Origin of the sequence: Sporosarcina sp. D27, from assembly GCF_000586555.1 — a bacterium.
Classification (GTDB): Bacteria; Bacillota; Bacilli; order Bacillales_A; family Planococcaceae; genus Sporosarcina.
In genome coordinates this window covers 240,880-257,404 of record NZ_AZUC01000046.1, presented here as the reverse complement: position 1 = coordinate 257,404, position 16,525 = coordinate 240,880, and the positions used below count along the sequence as shown (strand labels likewise).

The 16,525-nt window shown below is 40.9% G+C and carries 19 protein-coding genes; 14 read left to right on the top strand and 5 right to left on the bottom strand.

Annotated elements, in window-relative coordinates; all coding sequences use genetic code 11:
* Positions 1-6 precede the first annotated feature (6 nt).
* From N693_RS19665 to N693_RS0109510, 3 genes are all read right to left on the bottom strand, one after another.
* Positions 7-1,035, bottom strand: a complete 1,029-nt coding sequence (locus N693_RS19665; RefSeq protein ID WP_025784557.1) for a DUF4097 family beta strand repeat-containing protein — start codon at positions 1,033-1,035, stop codon at positions 7-9.
* Positions 1,028-1,351, bottom strand: coding sequence for a PadR family transcriptional regulator (locus tag N693_RS0109515; protein ID WP_025784556.1), 324 nt, complete (start codon positions 1,349-1,351; stop codon positions 1,028-1,030). The genes N693_RS19665 and N693_RS0109515 overlap by 8 nt, the downstream gene beginning before the upstream one ends.
* 316 nt (positions 1,352-1,667) lie before the next feature.
* Positions 1,668-1,853, bottom strand: coding sequence for a YjcZ family sporulation protein (locus N693_RS0109510; RefSeq protein WP_025784555.1), 186 nt, complete (start codon positions 1,851-1,853; stop codon positions 1,668-1,670).
* A 234-nt stretch (positions 1,854-2,087) separates the two neighbouring features.
* On the opposite strand from N693_RS0109510, the gene N693_RS0109505 reads away from it, so the two are divergent.
* Positions 2,088-2,354: a hypothetical protein gene (locus tag N693_RS0109505; RefSeq protein ID WP_025784554.1), complete on the top strand. Its 267-nt coding sequence runs from the start codon at positions 2,088-2,090 to the stop codon at positions 2,352-2,354.
* Between the two features lie 74 nt (positions 2,355-2,428).
* Here N693_RS0109505 and N693_RS0109500 read toward each other — a convergent pair whose 3' ends face one another.
* A complete protein-coding gene (locus tag N693_RS0109500) occupies positions 2,429-3,217 on the bottom strand; it encodes a DUF2268 domain-containing protein (protein WP_025784553.1) in 789 nt (262 codons plus the stop codon).
* 133 nt (positions 3,218-3,350) lie between these two features.
* Here N693_RS0109500 and N693_RS0109495 point away from each other — a divergent pair, with 133 nt between their 5' ends.
* From N693_RS0109495 to N693_RS19110, 7 genes are all read left to right on the top strand, one after another.
* A complete protein-coding gene (locus tag N693_RS0109495) occupies positions 3,351-4,064 on the top strand; it encodes a class I SAM-dependent methyltransferase (RefSeq protein ID WP_025784552.1) in 714 nt (237 codons plus the stop codon).
* Between the two features lie 17 nt (positions 4,065-4,081).
* A complete protein-coding gene (locus N693_RS0109490; protein ID WP_025784551.1) occupies positions 4,082-4,525 on the top strand; it encodes a GNAT family N-acetyltransferase in 444 nt (147 codons plus the stop codon).
* Between the two features lie 211 nt (positions 4,526-4,736).
* Positions 4,737-5,135, top strand: a complete 399-nt coding sequence (locus N693_RS0109485) for a VOC family protein (protein WP_025784550.1) — start codon at positions 4,737-4,739, stop codon at positions 5,133-5,135.
* Positions 5,136-5,166: 31 nt separating this feature from the next.
* Positions 5,167-5,568 (top strand): VOC family protein, encoded by a 402-nt coding sequence (locus N693_RS0109480; RefSeq protein ID WP_025784549.1) that lies wholly within the window; start codon positions 5,167-5,169, stop codon positions 5,566-5,568.
* Positions 5,569-5,721: 153 nt separating this feature from the next.
* On the top strand, positions 5,722-5,862 hold the full coding sequence (locus N693_RS20385) for an RAxF-45 family protein (RefSeq protein ID WP_172643581.1): 141 nt from the start codon (positions 5,722-5,724) through the stop codon (positions 5,860-5,862).
* An 86-nt stretch (positions 5,863-5,948) separates the two neighbouring features.
* Positions 5,949-7,562, top strand: a complete 1,614-nt coding sequence (abc-f, locus tag N693_RS19115) for a ribosomal protection-like ABC-F family protein (protein ID WP_037593026.1) — start codon at positions 5,949-5,951, stop codon at positions 7,560-7,562.
* Positions 7,563-7,577: 15 nt separating this feature from the next.
* A complete protein-coding gene (locus tag N693_RS19110) occupies positions 7,578-8,114 on the top strand; it encodes a hypothetical protein (RefSeq protein ID WP_037593079.1) in 537 nt (178 codons plus the stop codon).
* A 604-nt stretch (positions 8,115-8,718) separates the two neighbouring features.
* On the opposite strand, the gene N693_RS0109460 is transcribed toward N693_RS19110, so the two are convergent.
* Positions 8,719-9,540: a squalene/phytoene synthase family protein gene (locus N693_RS0109460; RefSeq protein ID WP_025784548.1), complete on the bottom strand. Its 822-nt coding sequence runs from the start codon at positions 9,538-9,540 to the stop codon at positions 8,719-8,721.
* A gap of 195 nt (positions 9,541-9,735) precedes the next feature.
* On the opposite strand from N693_RS0109460, the gene N693_RS19105 reads away from it, so the two are divergent.
* From N693_RS19105 to N693_RS0109430, 6 genes are all read left to right on the top strand, one after another.
* Positions 9,736-10,182 (top strand): MarR family winged helix-turn-helix transcriptional regulator, encoded by a 447-nt coding sequence (locus N693_RS19105; protein ID WP_025784547.1) that lies wholly within the window; start codon positions 9,736-9,738, stop codon positions 10,180-10,182.
* Complete coding sequence (locus N693_RS0109450; protein WP_025784546.1) at positions 10,179-11,789, top strand: MDR family MFS transporter; 1,611 nt, start codon at positions 10,179-10,181, stop codon at positions 11,787-11,789. The genes N693_RS19105 and N693_RS0109450 overlap by 4 nt, the downstream gene beginning before the upstream one ends.
* 209 nt (positions 11,790-11,998) lie before the next feature.
* Positions 11,999-12,340: a co-chaperone YbbN gene (locus N693_RS0109445; protein WP_025784545.1), complete on the top strand. Its 342-nt coding sequence runs from the start codon at positions 11,999-12,001 to the stop codon at positions 12,338-12,340.
* 98 nt (positions 12,341-12,438) lie between these two features.
* Positions 12,439-14,145: an ABC transporter ATP-binding protein gene (locus N693_RS0109440; RefSeq protein WP_025784544.1), complete on the top strand. Its 1,707-nt coding sequence runs from the start codon at positions 12,439-12,441 to the stop codon at positions 14,143-14,145.
* Positions 14,146-14,178: 33 nt separating this feature from the next.
* Complete coding sequence (locus N693_RS0109435) at positions 14,179-15,933, top strand: ABC transporter ATP-binding protein (protein WP_025784543.1); 1,755 nt, start codon at positions 14,179-14,181, stop codon at positions 15,931-15,933.
* Between the two features lie 34 nt (positions 15,934-15,967).
* Entirely contained in the window at positions 15,968-16,483 is a 516-nt protein-coding gene (locus N693_RS0109430) for a hypothetical protein (protein WP_025784542.1), read from the top strand.
* Positions 16,484-16,525 lie beyond the last annotated feature (42 nt).

The following is a 16,525-nucleotide window of genomic DNA, read 5'->3' as shown; positions in this document are numbered from 1 at the left end:
ATTAACTTATTGGACGGTAATTCGTCCATTATCTGATTTTAGGTGGATTTTATGCTCACCTGCTCCAAATTCTGTACGTGAGTTGTTTTCACCGAACACGTCTACTCGACCATGAGCGGTTTTCGTTTGAATGATTACATTTGTCGGCTTAACTTCAGATTGAATCAGTATACTACCGTTATCTGTTTGCATATCAATGTTACGATCCAGACTATTTGTGAGCAGTGTAATACGACCATTGTCGGTTTCACCGACGATATTTCCATTTACATGACTCAGTTCAATACGTCCGTTATCTGTTTCTACCCCGATAGTATCTGCTTCAACATGACGCATTTCGATCCGACCATTATCAGTTTTTGCGATGATGCGGTCCGACTGTGTATTCGTGACTTCAATACGACCGTTATCCGTTTTTGACTCGAGTAATCGAGTTGCAACCTCTCGCAATTGAATACGCCCATTGTCTGAATTAACTCGAAGTGATTGACTTAGCAACTTTTCAGCGCAGATTCTGCCATTGTCTGTTTTCAAAGAAATGGCATCATACAGTTTCTTAGGTATTGAAACTTTCAAAACTACACTTTTCATTGAAAAGCTGAACATCATAAATCTGGGTCGAAGACTTTTCAGTTTAACAACAAGAGCATTCCCATTCACTTCAGCGGACAATTTTAACTTTTCGTTGCTCCCTGTCAGTTCTACTGTTGTGACCAGATCTTCAGAAGGGGACAGGAGGAGTACGCCGTGTTGAACGTCAATGGATATGTCCTTGAAACTATCATCTTGGATGCGGATGACTTCACTAGTAGCATCTGTCTGAATTACTTTACTTGGCTCAGGATAAGATGCGAGTAGTTCATTGGCAATTGAGATAGGAGATCCTAAAGACCCTGTGATTTCATCATCCGATTTACCGTCTTCGCGACCGTCAACGAAGTATTCCCGAATGTCCTGTACGATGTCCTGGCGCTCCTCTAAAGGAAGCCGGCTCAACAATCCTTCAAGTTCCGTAATGTATTGTTTTTCAGTCATTTTTGATACCCTCCTTAATAAGTGTGTTTACACCTTGAGAAAAATGCTTCCATTCTTCTAGTTGTTCGTTCAGATATTCACGTCCTGTATCCGTCAGTGTGTAGTATTTACGTGGCGGACCTTCCGTGGATTCTTTTAGGTATGTCGTGAAATACCCTTCTTTAGTTAAACGACGTAAGAGGGGGTAGACGGATCCTTCTGAGATCGCGATTTGATCTGAAATCTTTTGAACCAATTCATAGCCATAGCGATCCTGTTTGTCAAGAAGGACTAGCACGCAAAGGTTCAAGACACCTTTCTTAAACTGGATGTTCACAAATGTTTCCCACCTTTCACTACTGTTTAATGAACAGTACCAATTTAAATGAAGTACCGTTACTAATAGGATACCATTCAGTAGTGTTCATTGCAAGGTACTGTTAAGAGAAATCATTGAGCTTTTTCTCCCTAGTACAATTTTACTGAGTACACGGGGCATTATGTAGGTTATCTCCTAAATGAAGGATTCGTTAATAATAATTTTTTGCCTCAGATAGAGAAACATGAGAAATCTTATCAAATATTTCTGAAAATAGTTGAACAAGCTGAGCCCCATTGTCACATCTACCAATGAGGCTCAGCCAGTTATTCTATTAGCAATCGTTTTTGTGATGATGGTCATTATGAGAAGCAAAAGAAGCACCGATAATGATGAGTAGAATGAATAGTACTACTAGTAGCGCAAAACCGCTTCCTTTACCTCGACTTCCGTAATTTCCACCTTGAGGACCGTAACCGCCGTATCCGCCATAGCCGCAAGGATCACATCCATATCCCATAGTTTTCACCTCCTCGAAGGTTCAGCTCTAAAAGAGTAGTCATAAGCAGTTCGAGTAAATGGTTATCAGATCCGCTCATACCACCTCCACGTTGCCTATGTTGATAGAGTATGCCAGTAGCAAATCAGTGACCGGGACTTTCACACAATTCAGTACTATTTGGGTGTTGTCCCTTTCGAAGGGTCATGTGCGGTCATATACTGCTAGAGGGTGACTTAGATAGGAGGGTGAAAAATGGCAAAGGAAAACATGTATCAGATGTGTAACCGTCATAGAGGGAAAGCAGTTGTGATCCGTACTAAAGATGGTAAGGAACATCGCGGGATAATCCAACATGTCGATAATCGACAAGTCTATTTGCAACCAATGAATGGCGGTAGGAATTTGGGCGGATTCGGATATGGATATGGCGGTTATGGATATCGTGGAAGAGGTTTTGGATTAGGAATCGCGTTAGGTGCAATTGCAACGCTAGCGTTAGTACCATTCTTTTTTTGGTGATTTATTGATGCTTGACTAGGAAGGCGGTACTTAGCATTAGGTGTTGCTGCCTTCCTAGTTTTTCTTGCAAAAAGTTATTTCGATGGATGGAGGTTTGCAATGACTTCTGCGTTTATTCTTAATAGATCGACTGTACACAATTGGTTTGAAGTTAAATAGTCTTCTACTAAATAATAGCCAACGCAATACCCCGCCATTTTAGGAACACCATTCCATCCGAATAGGAGTTGGTTGTGTAAAGGGTGGGATTTCTTTAGTTTAATTTTAGGTAAAATGGTTTTTTTCCAAATCTTTTCGACCTTAATTTTAGAATGAAGTTCAGTCCATGATGCAGTATATGCCCTACCTAGTCGTTCACGTACAGCATGCTCTGCCAGTCCTTCTAGAATAATAGAATCCAGTAATGTGAATGATTTCTCTGGTTTTTTCGTGTGACATAGCCGACAGACATGATTGTATTCGTGGATGAAAAGGGCTTTTAATTCAAGTTCTGATATTGTTTCAGGTACAAATAAGAAGAGTTTATCTGAAAATGCTATTCCCGCTTTTCCATTCGTTGTACGCATTAACTTCTTATTAGCAGTATTCGAAGGCAAAATGACAATGGGAACATCAGGACCTTTCCATTTTTTTCGAAGTGCTTGATGCTCTCTTTCCACAATCGTCCATACGTTATTGACTTTCATGGTATCGACCAGTGCAGTACCACTTTTATCGAGTTTCTGATACATCCCGTGCATACGAAAATAATCAAGAATTTCTGAAGCAGAAACTCCAGGGAATAATGGTGTCATCTTTTTACATAACGCTACAGGATCATGATAAAAGTCTATCAGCCACTCATTTGTTCTCATAACAGGCATCGCAGCACTCCTCTTTAACCTATTGTATGCATTTGTTCACTGGAGGACTCTAGAAACAGGGGGTATGGATTATAATCATTGTTCTTCTTTCACGTATTTGCATATCTATAGCAGGAGAGGAAGTGAAGGTGTTTTGGAGAAAACATACTTAGATTGTCTAGCGGCATTTGGGATAGGAGGAGCTCATCCAGGAGGTCTTCAACTCACTAAAAAAATGTTAGCTAATGAAATGTTCGATGAAAACATGGTTGTGTTGGACGCAGGATGCGGGACGGGGCAAACAGCTGCATATCTTGCAAACGAATTTAATTGTCAGGTTCTAGCAGTAGATTTAAATCCATTGATGGTCGAAAAAGCTACGGAACGTTTAGTGAATTTGCAGAAAGACATAAGTGTCGAAGTTGCAGATGTACAAAGTTTGTCCTATGAAGATGGTTCAATTGACGTGATCCTCTCTGAGTCGGTAATTTCTTTTACAAACCCTACAATTTGTATTCCTGAGATGACAAGAGTCTTAAAAAACAAAGGAAGGCTTATCGCAATCGAAATGGTTCTAGAACAAGCGTTGAGCGTTGAGGAGAGGAAAGAAATCACAGATTTTTACGGGATGGATCAAATTTGGTCTGTGAATGAATGGATGATGGCTTTTCTTACGGCAGGTTTAACAATTCAGTCAATCGAAGTTCCTGAACTGAAAAACGATAATGAAGATACTGAAACTTCTACTGATTTTTCACTGTCAGAAACGATAGATGAAACATTTCACGATATTTTAAGCAGACACTTGGTACTGACGGAAAACTATAAGGATCAATTAGGTGTACGAATTTTTAAATGCATTAAGTAAAAGGTGGGAGGGGAATAATGGAGATTCGATTGGCTCATGAAAAGGAACTGTTAGAGATTTTAGCTCATTGGAAAGTTGTCATGTCAGAATCTACGGCTGGTTACTTAGATAAGAATCAGGAAGGTGAACTCTCCCCTCTAGCTCCATTTTTTTATGATGACTTCGATTATCTGGTTTTTGTGGAAGAGGGAACGGTTCAAGGTTGGATTGGAATAGGGGAAATCCGTGATGCCCATATTCATGAATCGAAAGGGTTCATATCCGAGCTTTATGTACTTCCTGCGTTCCGGAAACAGGGGGTAGGTCGAAAACTTTGTGAGGAAGCAATTAAAAAGTTCAAAGAAGCTAACTATGATTCGGTTCAGTTAAATTTGTTCAAAGGAAATAATGCAAAGTACCTTTACGAGAACTTAGGATTTTCAGAAGTGAGTTGTCTGATGGAACTAAGTTTGGACTCGTAAATCGTGCATTTTAATCCTATAACTCTATTAGAACCTCATCATACACGTATTTAGAGTTTGCAAAGGTGCCAAGGGAATGTGAGGTAATCCATTGGCACCTCCACTAAAATAAAGGACTATCAAGAGTTGGCAACGAATGAATTAAGAATTCCACTAGTTATTGAAGTCATTGACATAATGGAAGCGACAAACATCTGAAGGAGGCGGAATTATGATTCAAAAAATTGGTCAAGTTATGGTGTATGTTTCTGATCAAGATGCAGTAAAAAAGTTTTGGGTAGAGGATTTAGGTTTCAGTGTCATTTCAGAGGAAGACAACGGCGCAGGGATGCGTTGGTTTGAAATTGCACCAACGGATGATTCAGAAACAAGTATCATACTTCACGATAAAGAGCTTATATCGAAGATGCAACCTGAATTGAATCTAGGAACACCTTCCATAATGTTTGTGACGGACAAGCTAGACGAACTATATAAGAAATTCGTCAACAAGCAAGTGACTGTTGGGGAAATAGTGAGCCTACCATATGGACGCGTTTTTAACTTTGCAGATCCAGAAGGGAATTACTTTGCGGTGATGGAAAAGGTGAATAATGGCCGTGTAAAATAAGGTTAAAATATATTAAAAGGAGTGGTGACAGATGGGAAAAGTAACACCTTTCCTAATGTTTCAACATGGTAACGCAGAGGTGGCCATGACTTTTTATACGTCACTTATAGCGGAATCCGAAATCATCAACATCTCTCGATATGGAAATGGCCAGTCTGGCGATGAAGGCAGCGTCATGAAAGCGACGTTCTCATTGAAGGGACAAGAATTCATGTGCATAGACAGTAATGTTGCCCATCAGTTTACCTTTACCCCTTCTTTTTCGATATACATCAAATGTGATACTGAAGAGGAAATACGCCATTTGTACGAAAATCTTGTGAAGGATGGACAACCACTTATGCCACTAGACAATTATGGATTCAGTCAACAATTTGGATGGGTGAATGATCGTTTTGGCGTTTCTTGGCAATTGGATTTTCCTAATTTATAAATGAATTTGAGGGAGTAGAACGTACAGCATTTAAAAGATAGGTAATCAATATTGAAAGCACTTCTAGTTATCAACGTGTAATCAAAGTTTTCTTGCAAGTCTATCAATATTGTGTTAAAATAATATCAACTATTCTGAACGGAGGTGGAAAGAATGAACAAGACAGTCGCGCTGACAGGTGTACAAGTAGATACTGCTATGTATTTTGCACGTGTCATTACTTTCGATTTTTTGGATAACGGGATACGTATGTCCATTTTTACAAAACCAAAAAATTATAGCGCAACTGATTAACTTCATTCTTTTCACGAAAAGACTGCTTGTTAACGGGCGGTCTTTTTTGTTTGCCCGAATTCAGTGCGCTCCTGGAGGCACTCACTATGCATATTAAAGCGGAAAACCTAACAAAATCTTTTGGCGGTACAGTTATATTGGAACAACTAACCATGGAAGTGAAGTCCGGAGAGCATGTTGCACTTGTTGGACGAAACGGTTGTGGAAAAACGACACTTTTAAGCTTGCTTGCGCGTGTTGAATCACCTGACGAGGGTCGTATTATTCAAGCAAAGGACAGCAAAATCGGGTATTTGCATCAGATTCCATCCTATCCAGATCATCTTGTTAAAGATGTTTTGTTAGAGGCGTTTTGTGATCTGTTAGCAATCGAACGTCGCATGAAAGAACTGGAATTACAAATGGCTACTGACGTTTCAGAACGAATTCTTAGTCAATACGGAGAACTACAAGAGACGTTTATGGAACTTGGCGGCTATGAAATGGAATCCAAGTTATCTAGCATCTCGAATGGATTAGGGATTACTCATTTCTTCCAGCAGAAGTTTGATGCGTTAAGCGGTGGAGAGAAAACAAAAGTGATGTTAGGTCAAATCTTGCTGAAAAACCCAGATATCCTTCTTCTGGATGAACCGACAAATCATTTGGATCTATCTGCGATTGAATGGCTGGAGCAACACATTCAACAATTCCCAGGAACAGTCGTACTCGTTTCCCATGACCGCCAATTCATGAACCGTGTCGTCGGTAAAGTCATTGAGTTAGAAGACGGACAATGTTGGGTGAGTCATGGGAATTATGACGCATTCCTAGTGAATCGGGAAGCTAAATTGGAACAACAGTTTTCTGAGTATAAAGAGCAGCAAAAGAAAATCAAGAAAATCAAGGAAGCAATCCGTAGACTTCGTCAATGGGCAAATGAAGCTTCGCCCCCAAATCCCGACCTATTCCGCAAGGCGAAGTCCATGGAGAAAATGCTTGCAAGAATTGAAGTTGTAAAAAAGCCGAAAACGGAGAAAGCGATGCGACTGCGTTTAGAAGCAAGTGACCGTAGCGGAAAAGAAGTCGTGCGGATCGAACAGTTAACTCATCGTTTTTCCTTAGAACAGCCACCGATTTTTGATGGGATTTCAATGTCTGTATATTGGCAAAATCGTTTAGCGATAGTTGGAAATAACGGAACCGGGAAGTCCACGCTATTGAAAATGATATTGAACCAGTTAGTTCCTTCTGAAGGGCGAATTCATATAGGCAGCAATGTCACAATCGGATACTTAGCTCAGCAATTTGAAACTCTAAACGATGAATTGCGTTTGATAGATGCCTTTCGTGAAGAAATAGCGATGACGGAACCCGATGCTCGACACGTTCTCGCGCAGTTTCTGTTTTATGGTCATGACGTTTTTAAGAAAGTGAAAGATTTAAGTGGAGGAGAGAAGATGCGACTTCGCCTCGCACAGCTCATGCAACAAAATATTAACTTGCTTATTTTAGATGAACCGACGAACCATCTGGATATTGAGAGTCGGGAAGTCCTGGAAGATACGCTTGAGAATTTTGAAGGCACAATGATTGCAGTGAGTCACGATCGTTATTTTCTACAAAAGCTATTTACGAAGATCGCGTGGATTGATCAAAAAAAGATGACGGTACATGATGGAGATTTTGAATTTGCAAAGCGAAAGCAAGTTGGAGTTTGAATGAGGGAGGTTGTTATGAATCGAATTCTAGTGATGGGAGTTTCTGCGGGAACGGGGAAATCGACATTTGCTCGTACCTTAGGAGAAAAGCTTAATTATCCAGTTACTTATTTGGATAGTTTATATTTTGAACCTGGTTGGAAAGAGGTTAGTGATGAGGTTTTTCAACGGCGTCAAGTGGATGCAACAGTGGGTTCTAACTGGATTATAGAAGGAAACTATTCTAAAACACTGTCAGTGCGAGAGAACTATGCTGACACGGTCGTTTATTTGGAACTACCTCTTTACCTGTGCTTGTTTCGCGTGCTAAAACGGCGGATTAAATATCATCATCAAACGAGGCCGGAACTAGGCAAAGAGTGTCCTGAAAAATTGGACTGGGAATTCCTTAAGTATATCGTGACTACGTATAGACGGCGAAAACTAGATATGCAGAGTAGGATGCATCGATACACAGAAGACGGAAAAAAGGTGTTCCATCTTCAATCACGAAGACAAATACAAGATTTTCTCCAGAAATGTGAACAAGCAAAATTAGACGAGCTGCCTTAGCAGTTCGTTTTATTTGTGTTTCAAAATAATTGTGTTATTTTATGGAATTAATAGTAATTTTGAGAGATAAGAGGTGGACTTATTAATGGAACTATGGGGTTTATGATCACAAACTAGAGTTTATGAGCGGAAATTGGGGTTTATGATCACAAACCGGAGTTTATGAGCAGAATGTGAAATTTATGATCACAAATCAAAGTTTATGAGCGGAAAGCGAGATTTATGAGCACAAATCAAAGTTTATGAGCGGAATGTGAGATTTATGATCACAAACCAGAGTTTATGAGCAGAATGTGAGGTTTATGATCACAAATCAGAGTTTATGAGCAGAATCCACGATTTATGATCGCAAACCAAAGTTTATGAGCAGAATGTGTGGTTTATTATCACAAACCGGAGTTTATGAGCGGAATGTGGGGTTTATGATCACAAACCAAAGTTTATGAGCGGAATGTGTGGGTTATGATCACAAACCGGAGTTTATGAGCAGAATCCACGATTTATGATCACAAACCAGAACTTATGATCAAAATCCACGATTTATAATCAGCACACCGACGCTAGCGATCGCCAAACGAAAAAGAGCAGCCGCAGCTGCTCTTTTTTAGGTGGTCTCTTTTAAAATTTCATCTACAGTTGCATTTACTTCGTCGCGTTTCATCTTCTCTTCGCCTTTTTCGAGCGCAGACAATGTCTTTTTCGCGAGTGCTAGGGGGATTTTGCAGAACAACGTGATGTTTTTCGTTTCGATCTGCTTCATATAAGCATCCGCCATGTCCAGATTTACTCTGGCGTAGTCAAACAAATCATCACGTGTCCATCCTTCAGGTAAGAAACGGACTCCTCTTTCTGCGTCTTCGTCTTGGTTACGTAGCATATTGACTGCTTGCAAGCCTCGACCATATCCGATTGCTAACTCTCGATCGGTGATTGTTCCATCGTATTGTTCCCAAATATCTGAGAGCATGACACCGACAAGTCCTGCCACGTAGTACGTATACTCATCCAAGTCTTCCTTAGTTTCAATTTGGAAGTCTTTTTCTACCCATTTTGCCATGCCGTCGGCCATAATTGCAGTGACATTGCGGACATTTTCGTACAACTCCGGCGGACATACAGCAAGCCAATCGGCTAAACGTAGTGTTACTTCAGGTAACTTGCCTTGTACAGATTTTAAGAGTTCAGCATAGTCTGCCTCGTTGAATCCGTCTCGAAGAAGTTCTGCTGTTGCTCGTAGCAAAGCAGTCTTTTTCGCAGAATCCAGTTCTTCATGATCTTCGATTTCATCAATCGCACGGAGGCATAGATAAGCAGAGCCGACCGTTTTACGAAGTGTCGGGTTCAATAATTTAATCGGTATGTAGAATGTACGGCTCGTTGCTTTTAAAACGCGCATCGCATCTTTTTGTAGGGCAGTTTCATTCATGTCAAAATCCTTCTTTCCATAATACGATGTAGTAGACTCTAGTGTTTATATCATACCGCTTACTCACGGTCATTTCCATTGAAAGCCTCTTTAATGCTTGACGCAGATCTGATGGGAACTTATACTAATAAATACTTCAACTGTTAAAGCATTTAGTAAGTGAAGTAGTTTTATAAGAAGGAGGATTTTGGGGCAGTGGGAAATTCTAAGGATTTTATAAGGTTTGAGGAATTATTCTGGAATGTGACTCGAGAAATGGGGAAGATGTGGAAGCAAGTTTTTGAATCACATTTACCAGGATCTCAGTCGCACTTAGTATTTACACTATCGCGTAAAGGTCCTTTGAAAATGTCGGAGCTCGCACAAATTCTTGGTTTGACAGCTGGAGCTGTGACCGCTGCTTCAGACAAACTCATCGATCATGGATATGTGACTCGAGTACGCGATGAAAAAGATCGCCGAATTATCTATTTGGGAATCACTGACGAAGGAAGAGAAATGCTGCAGCAGTTGCGCGAGGTTGGTAGAACGAAGATGACTGAAGCATTTAGTCATCTAAATGAAAACCAACTGCCAATGATTATCGAGATTTTTGAACAGGCAGCTGAAAATATATCGATTATGAAAGGAAATGAAAAATGAACCACTTAACAGCGAAGCAAAAAGTGACTATCATGATTGCAATTATGACGGCTATGTTTTTCTCGGCCATTAACCAAACGATAATCGGTGTCGCCATGCCACGAATCATTTCACGACTTGGCGGCATGGATTATTACACTTGGGTCATCACGATTTACTTGTTGACTATGGCGGTAGCGACGATTCTTGTTGGGAAATTGTCTGATATTTACGGTAGGAAACCGTTTCTACTAGCGGGTATCGGAATTTTCATGGTCGGTGCATTCCTGTCAGGATTTTCGTCGTCGATTTTCCAACTGATCATTTTCAGAGGGATTACAGGAATCGGTGCAGGTGTTATTATGTCTACCGCATTTACTGCAGTTGGTGATTTATATTTACCAAGAGAACGAGCGAAATGGACGGGGGCAATGAGTGGAATCTTTGGGGTTTCCAGTGTTCTTGGACCTTTGATGGGGGGATACATTGTCGATCACCTCGATTGGCATTGGGTCTTCTGGATTTTCTTGCCCCTTGGTCTCGTAGCATTTGTGTTGATTGCAAAATTGTTCCCGAAAGTTCCGAGAAGAGAAGGCGAGTCCATCGATTACTTCGGATCTCTATTTTTAACAGTAACGATCGTTTCTCTCTTACTCGCATTCAGCTTCGCAGGTGAAGGAGTAGGCAAATACCCATGGTCTTCTTGGCAAATCATCGGACTCTTTGCATTGACCATTCTTGCGTTGATAGCGTTTTTTATTACTGAAAGCAAAGTGAAGACACCCGTCTTACCACTTTCGCTATTTAAAAACGACATTGTTACCATGTCCAACAGCGCTGGGTTTTTATTGGGCGCGGGTATGATGGGAATTATGATTTATACACCGTTCTTCATTCAAGGTGTAAAAGGAATTTCTCCAAGTGGATCAGGATACATTATGATGCCAATGTCGATTACAATGGTGTTTGCAACGACGTTCGCCGGAGCTTTCATGACGAAAACGGGGAAATATAAAGGGCTGGCCATCTTAGGATTATCTATTGGAGCCATTGGCATCTTTTTGATGAGTTTCATTTCTATTAGTACTCCTGTAGCATTGATAATCTTGTATTTATGTGTTGTTGGGATTGGTCTTGGACTTAGCATGCCTGTATTTTCACTCACTGTACAAAATGCAGTTAGCTTGCGACAACTTGGTGTTGCCTCAGCCTCCTCACAGTTATTCCGTTCCCTTGGAAACACTATCGGAATCGGAATTTTCGGAGCTATCATGAGTTCAGTTATGTCAAAAAAGTTGACGTCAGAGTTCACAGGTGAAGGCGGTGGAGCAATATCCAATTTGCCTCGGGAAGAAGCTGGAAAAGTCGGTCAGCTCATGAATCCAGAGATATTATTGGATGTACCAAGACTTGAAAAACTAAAAGCAAGTCTACCAGCGGATGTTCAGCCGATTGCTGAACAGTTGGTTGGCACGGTTAAAGGGATATTCAGTGAAGCCATTACGACAACTTTCTTTGTGGCCGCTTGTATCATGGTTGTGGGCGTGATTGTTGCAGTATTTTTACGTGCGATTCCACTTGTCTCTGCAAATGACCCTTCACCTGCAAAACAACAAACTAAGAAGTAATAGGATAATCAGGTGTAGCCTTACGGAGTTGTTCCGGTAAGGCTACTTTTTTTGACCATATCGACATGATTTCGGACAGAATGAGCACGCAATCTGCCAAGGTACGCAGGAGGTATTGAATAACGAACATTCTAGACGTAAAATAACTTTAGTATTCAGAAAGTTTAAAAGATTGACCTGCCAATGGTTACTAAAAGGAGGAGTTACACATGGGTGAATTACGCCAAGTAAACAAAGAGGATTTTAATAATGAAGTATTGAACAGTGAGGTGCCAGTTGTAATCGACTTTACAACAGACGGATGTGGACCTTGTGAATTGCTTGTACCAATTCTGAAGGACATTGATGAAAAGTTTGGTGAGCAAGTAAAAATTATTCAGCACAATGTCGACTTTGATGATTTGATGAATGAAGCAAACGAGCATATCAAAACATATGACGTCATGGGCTTCCCGACAATTGTCATCGTAAAAGACGGAAAGTCTGTTGATAGTATTCTAGGAATTTACGATCCTGAGGAAATTGAACGTAGAGTCCAACAAGTACTGTAACGGAAAATGTACTTCCAAGCGAAAGGGCGTGAACCATCTTGGTGACGGCAACGCAAAAAAGTGTAAAGCGAGATATCCGACGTCAACAGGAGAGTGGCATGTGGAAATCCTATGTCCGTCTCCTGTTTAAAACCAAGCTACCATGGTTCTGGTTAGGATTTCTCACGTTTCTCAATATAGCGGATATTACCTTAGGTCTTCTACTACCAGCCTATACTTCGCAAGTTGCTTCGGGGGTTATTACTTCCACGGTGATTACAGGTGTAGTCGTAGTTATTGTTGTACGTGTAGTATTTTCAGGGATTATCCGTTACATCGCAAAAATTACTTCGTATAAGATTGATATCCGGTATCGGAAGCTGATCTGGAATCGCCTGATGCGGTCACCAATCAAATTGTATGACGATGTTAAACCTAGTGAGATGGTAAGTCGTACAGTGAATGATACTTCTCAAATCAGTGCAGTCATATCCGGATTACTCCCAGCACTGGTGGGTATGGTGTATGGAACAATTTACATCGCCAAAGTTCTTTATGGCTACGATTGGCGCCTAAGTGCCGGTTTGGTGTTATACACGCCGGTTTATGTATTATCCATCATATATTACGGAAAATGGAACTATCGGACACACAAATACACACAAAATCGTCTTGCCGGATTGACACAATTTCTTTCGGAATTACTTGTGAGTATCCCGTTGATCAAATCATTCGCGAATGAGCGAAAAGAAACGGAACGCGGAAAAGATAACATCCAACTTTACTATAAAGCAAACATGAAGCGTTCGTTGATTGCCTGGGTGAATACACCACTTACAAGCATCCTGAACCTAGTGATGGAATTGTTCGTGATTGTGTTTGGGATTTACTTGGTTACTCAAGGGACTATCACAATTCAGATCTGGATTGCCTTCTTTATGTACGTAGGGATGTATTTCGGAATGTTAGAAACGTTCGGCTTGATGTATACGCAAATTAAACAAAGTCAAGGAGCGACATCACGGATTGCCCATCTGGTTGAAAATGATCTGGAACAATACCACCGTGAACAGGAAGTACACAGCAACCAACTCGATCTTGAATTCGAGAAAGTGACGTTTGCATATGGAGACAAACTTGTTCTTGATGAAGTCTCATTTACGGTCCCTTACGGAAAGGTAACTGCCATTGTTGGTCCGAGTGGTGGAGGAAAGTCAACAATCTTGGCGCTCCTTCAACAGTTGTACCATCCAAATGGGGGACAGATTAGTTTCGGTGGAACCCCGATTGAGAAATTCCATTTAGATAGTTGGCGTAATCTATTCAGCTATGTAGCACAAGATAGTCCGCTCTTTGCTGGGACGATCCGGGAAAACATCATATACGGACTTGAACGTGAAGTATCTGAGTCAGAACTCGTCAATGCTGCAGAAAATGCCAATATCTTAACCTTCATTAACGAACAGCCGGATAAGTTTGATGCGTCTGTAGGTGAAGGTGGGTCTAGTCTCTCTGGTGGTCAACGTCAGCGCATCGCAATCGCAAGGGCGTTCTTAAGGAACTCTGACTTCTTGCTACTTGATGAGGCAATGGCAAGTCTTGATGTTCAATCTGAAAAAGCGGTTCAGGCAGCTATGAGCGTCTTGATGGAAGGTAGAACAGCGATTGTTGTTGCCCACGATTTGTCAATCATCCGCAATGCAGACCAAATCATTCTATTGAATGAGGGGAAAGTGGAAACAACAGGAACTCATGATGAAGTTCTGAAAGAAAGCGAACTATATAGACAGTTTGTCGAGTTTTTGAATAACACTACTGAGGGCTGATGACTGCTTGTAGAAGGAACGGGGGAATCAGCAATGAATGATCAGAAACGCAGAAGCTCTTGGGGGGAATTCTTCCATCTTATAAAGACATCAAAACTGCCTTGGCATCTATACTTTTTCCAAATAGTGTCTTCCCTTGCGACGACAACGATATTGCTCAGTATGCCACTTGTCATCCAGCAAATTATGGAAGGAAACATTTTTGATAAAGAGATTGTTATGAAATACGTATACATGAATATTGGTAGCGTAGCACTTTTGACAATCTCATCTTTCTTTGTTTACATGACGAGCCCGATTACCAAAAGGAATATCCAGCGAGTCATATGGCCAAAACTGATTCGTTTGCCTATGAAAGAGTACAGAGACAACAAATCTTTAAATATGATCAGTAGGGTAACTCTTGATCCATCCTATATTGACAGCTCGATTTCTGATTTTACGAGTCTTTTCAATACGACTTATAGCTTGGTCGGTTCATTTGTCATCATGTATGGGATGAATGTCAAATTGACATTGGCTCTCTTACCTGTAATACCTTATATCGTCATTGTATCGATTGTTGTAGGGCATTTCACACAAAGAACACAGCATGGAGTTCAAAATCAATTGTCCAATATGACTGCGTTTTTTGCAGAGCGACTTCCTAAAATTAGGCTTATCAAAACATTCAGCAAAGAGGATTTTGAGTTTGAAAAATCGAGCCGAGTTATTGAAAACCAATATACAGCAGATAAAAAACGTGCATTTGTTGACCTCTTTGCAGAACCGCTCATGCAAAGTGTTCAGGCGATTGTAGTTGGTACGGTTCTTGTCTATGGCGGGTATTTGGTTTCTAAAGGGGATATGAAAGTAAGCCAAGTCATTTCGTTCTACTTGTATGTACAGTTCATCCACAACAACGTATTACGGTATGGACTTTTCTGGCAGACGCTGAAACAGGCAAAAGGAGCGTCAGCAGAAATCGCCAAAATTCAAGAAGCAGGTGAAGAAAAGTTAGAGCGGACGTATACGTTTAGAGAAAAGGCGACCCAGCCAAATGCGGATTTAACGTTAGAGAATGTTTCGTTCAGTTATGACCAGCGCCTCGCATTGAACAATGTTAACTTGACGATCCCTAAAGGGAAACTAACAGCCATTGTTGGGCCAAGTGGTGGAGGTAAATCTACTATTTTTGCAATGCTCGAAAGGTTGTATGAACCAAATGTTGGTCGAGTACTAATTGGGACCACACCAGCTGAAAAGGTTCACTTAGATGAATGGCGATCTGGTATTGCCTATGTATCTCAAAATGCACCGTTACTTTCAGGTACGATTCGGGAAAATATTTTATACGGGATTCATGAAGATGTAAGTGATGACATTGTGTGGCTTGCTGCACGACACGCTTCCGCAGAAGAGTTCATCCGTGAATTTCCTGAAGGGTTGGATAAAGACGTCGGTGAGTTCGGGACAAAACTTTCAGGCGGTCAACGTCAGCGAATTGCGATCGCCCGAGCATTTGTAATGGATCCAGAGTATTTACTTTTGGATGAAGCCATGGCAAGTTTGGATGCCCAAAGTGAACACGAGATCAATCGCGCTCTTCGTTTACTAATGCATGGCAGAACAACTGCACTGATTAGCCATAATTTACGGACGATGAAACAGATGGATCACATCATTGTTGTTAACAATGGACACGTCGAAGCATCAGGCACACATGAGGAATTGAAAAGAACGAACGAATTATATGGGGATTTGATCGAGATTCAAAATGAGAAAAACGAGCTGCTATCATTTACTTAAATGATTTGCAGAAAAAACTAAAGGGGTGCTTTACATGGAAGCGATAAAAAAAGCTTTTCTAGTCTTAATGATGATGATAGTGGCGGGAGCATTAGCAGCTTGTGGAGGAGATGCGACTAAGGACGAATCAGCAAAACCTGATACAGAGGCGACGGACTCTGATACGACGGATTCTGGAGCAGAAGCAAGCGCAGAGGACGTAGAACCAACAGATCCAAATTTCGATCGAATTCTAGACTTGCTCAAAGATGCAGGAGTAGAAGTTGGCGAGAAAACAACTGGATATGCTGATATCGCTGGGGCTACACAGGTTATGAACGTTGTTATAAATGGGGAAGATATGCTTCCTTTCCAAGTTTACATGATGGATCCGGACAGTGAAAACTTGAAATCAGCAAAAGAAAAAGGCGAAGTGACAATGGAATTCGAAGGTCAAGAGGGACAAATCCCAATGGAAGTAAAAGATGATTTTCTTTACTTTATCGCTGATGGACATCCCGATCGTGACAAAATATATGATGTGATGGTAAACGACTTCAGTCAAAAATAATAAGGTTTTTCGCCGGCATAGCCCCTGCAATTATGCTATGTC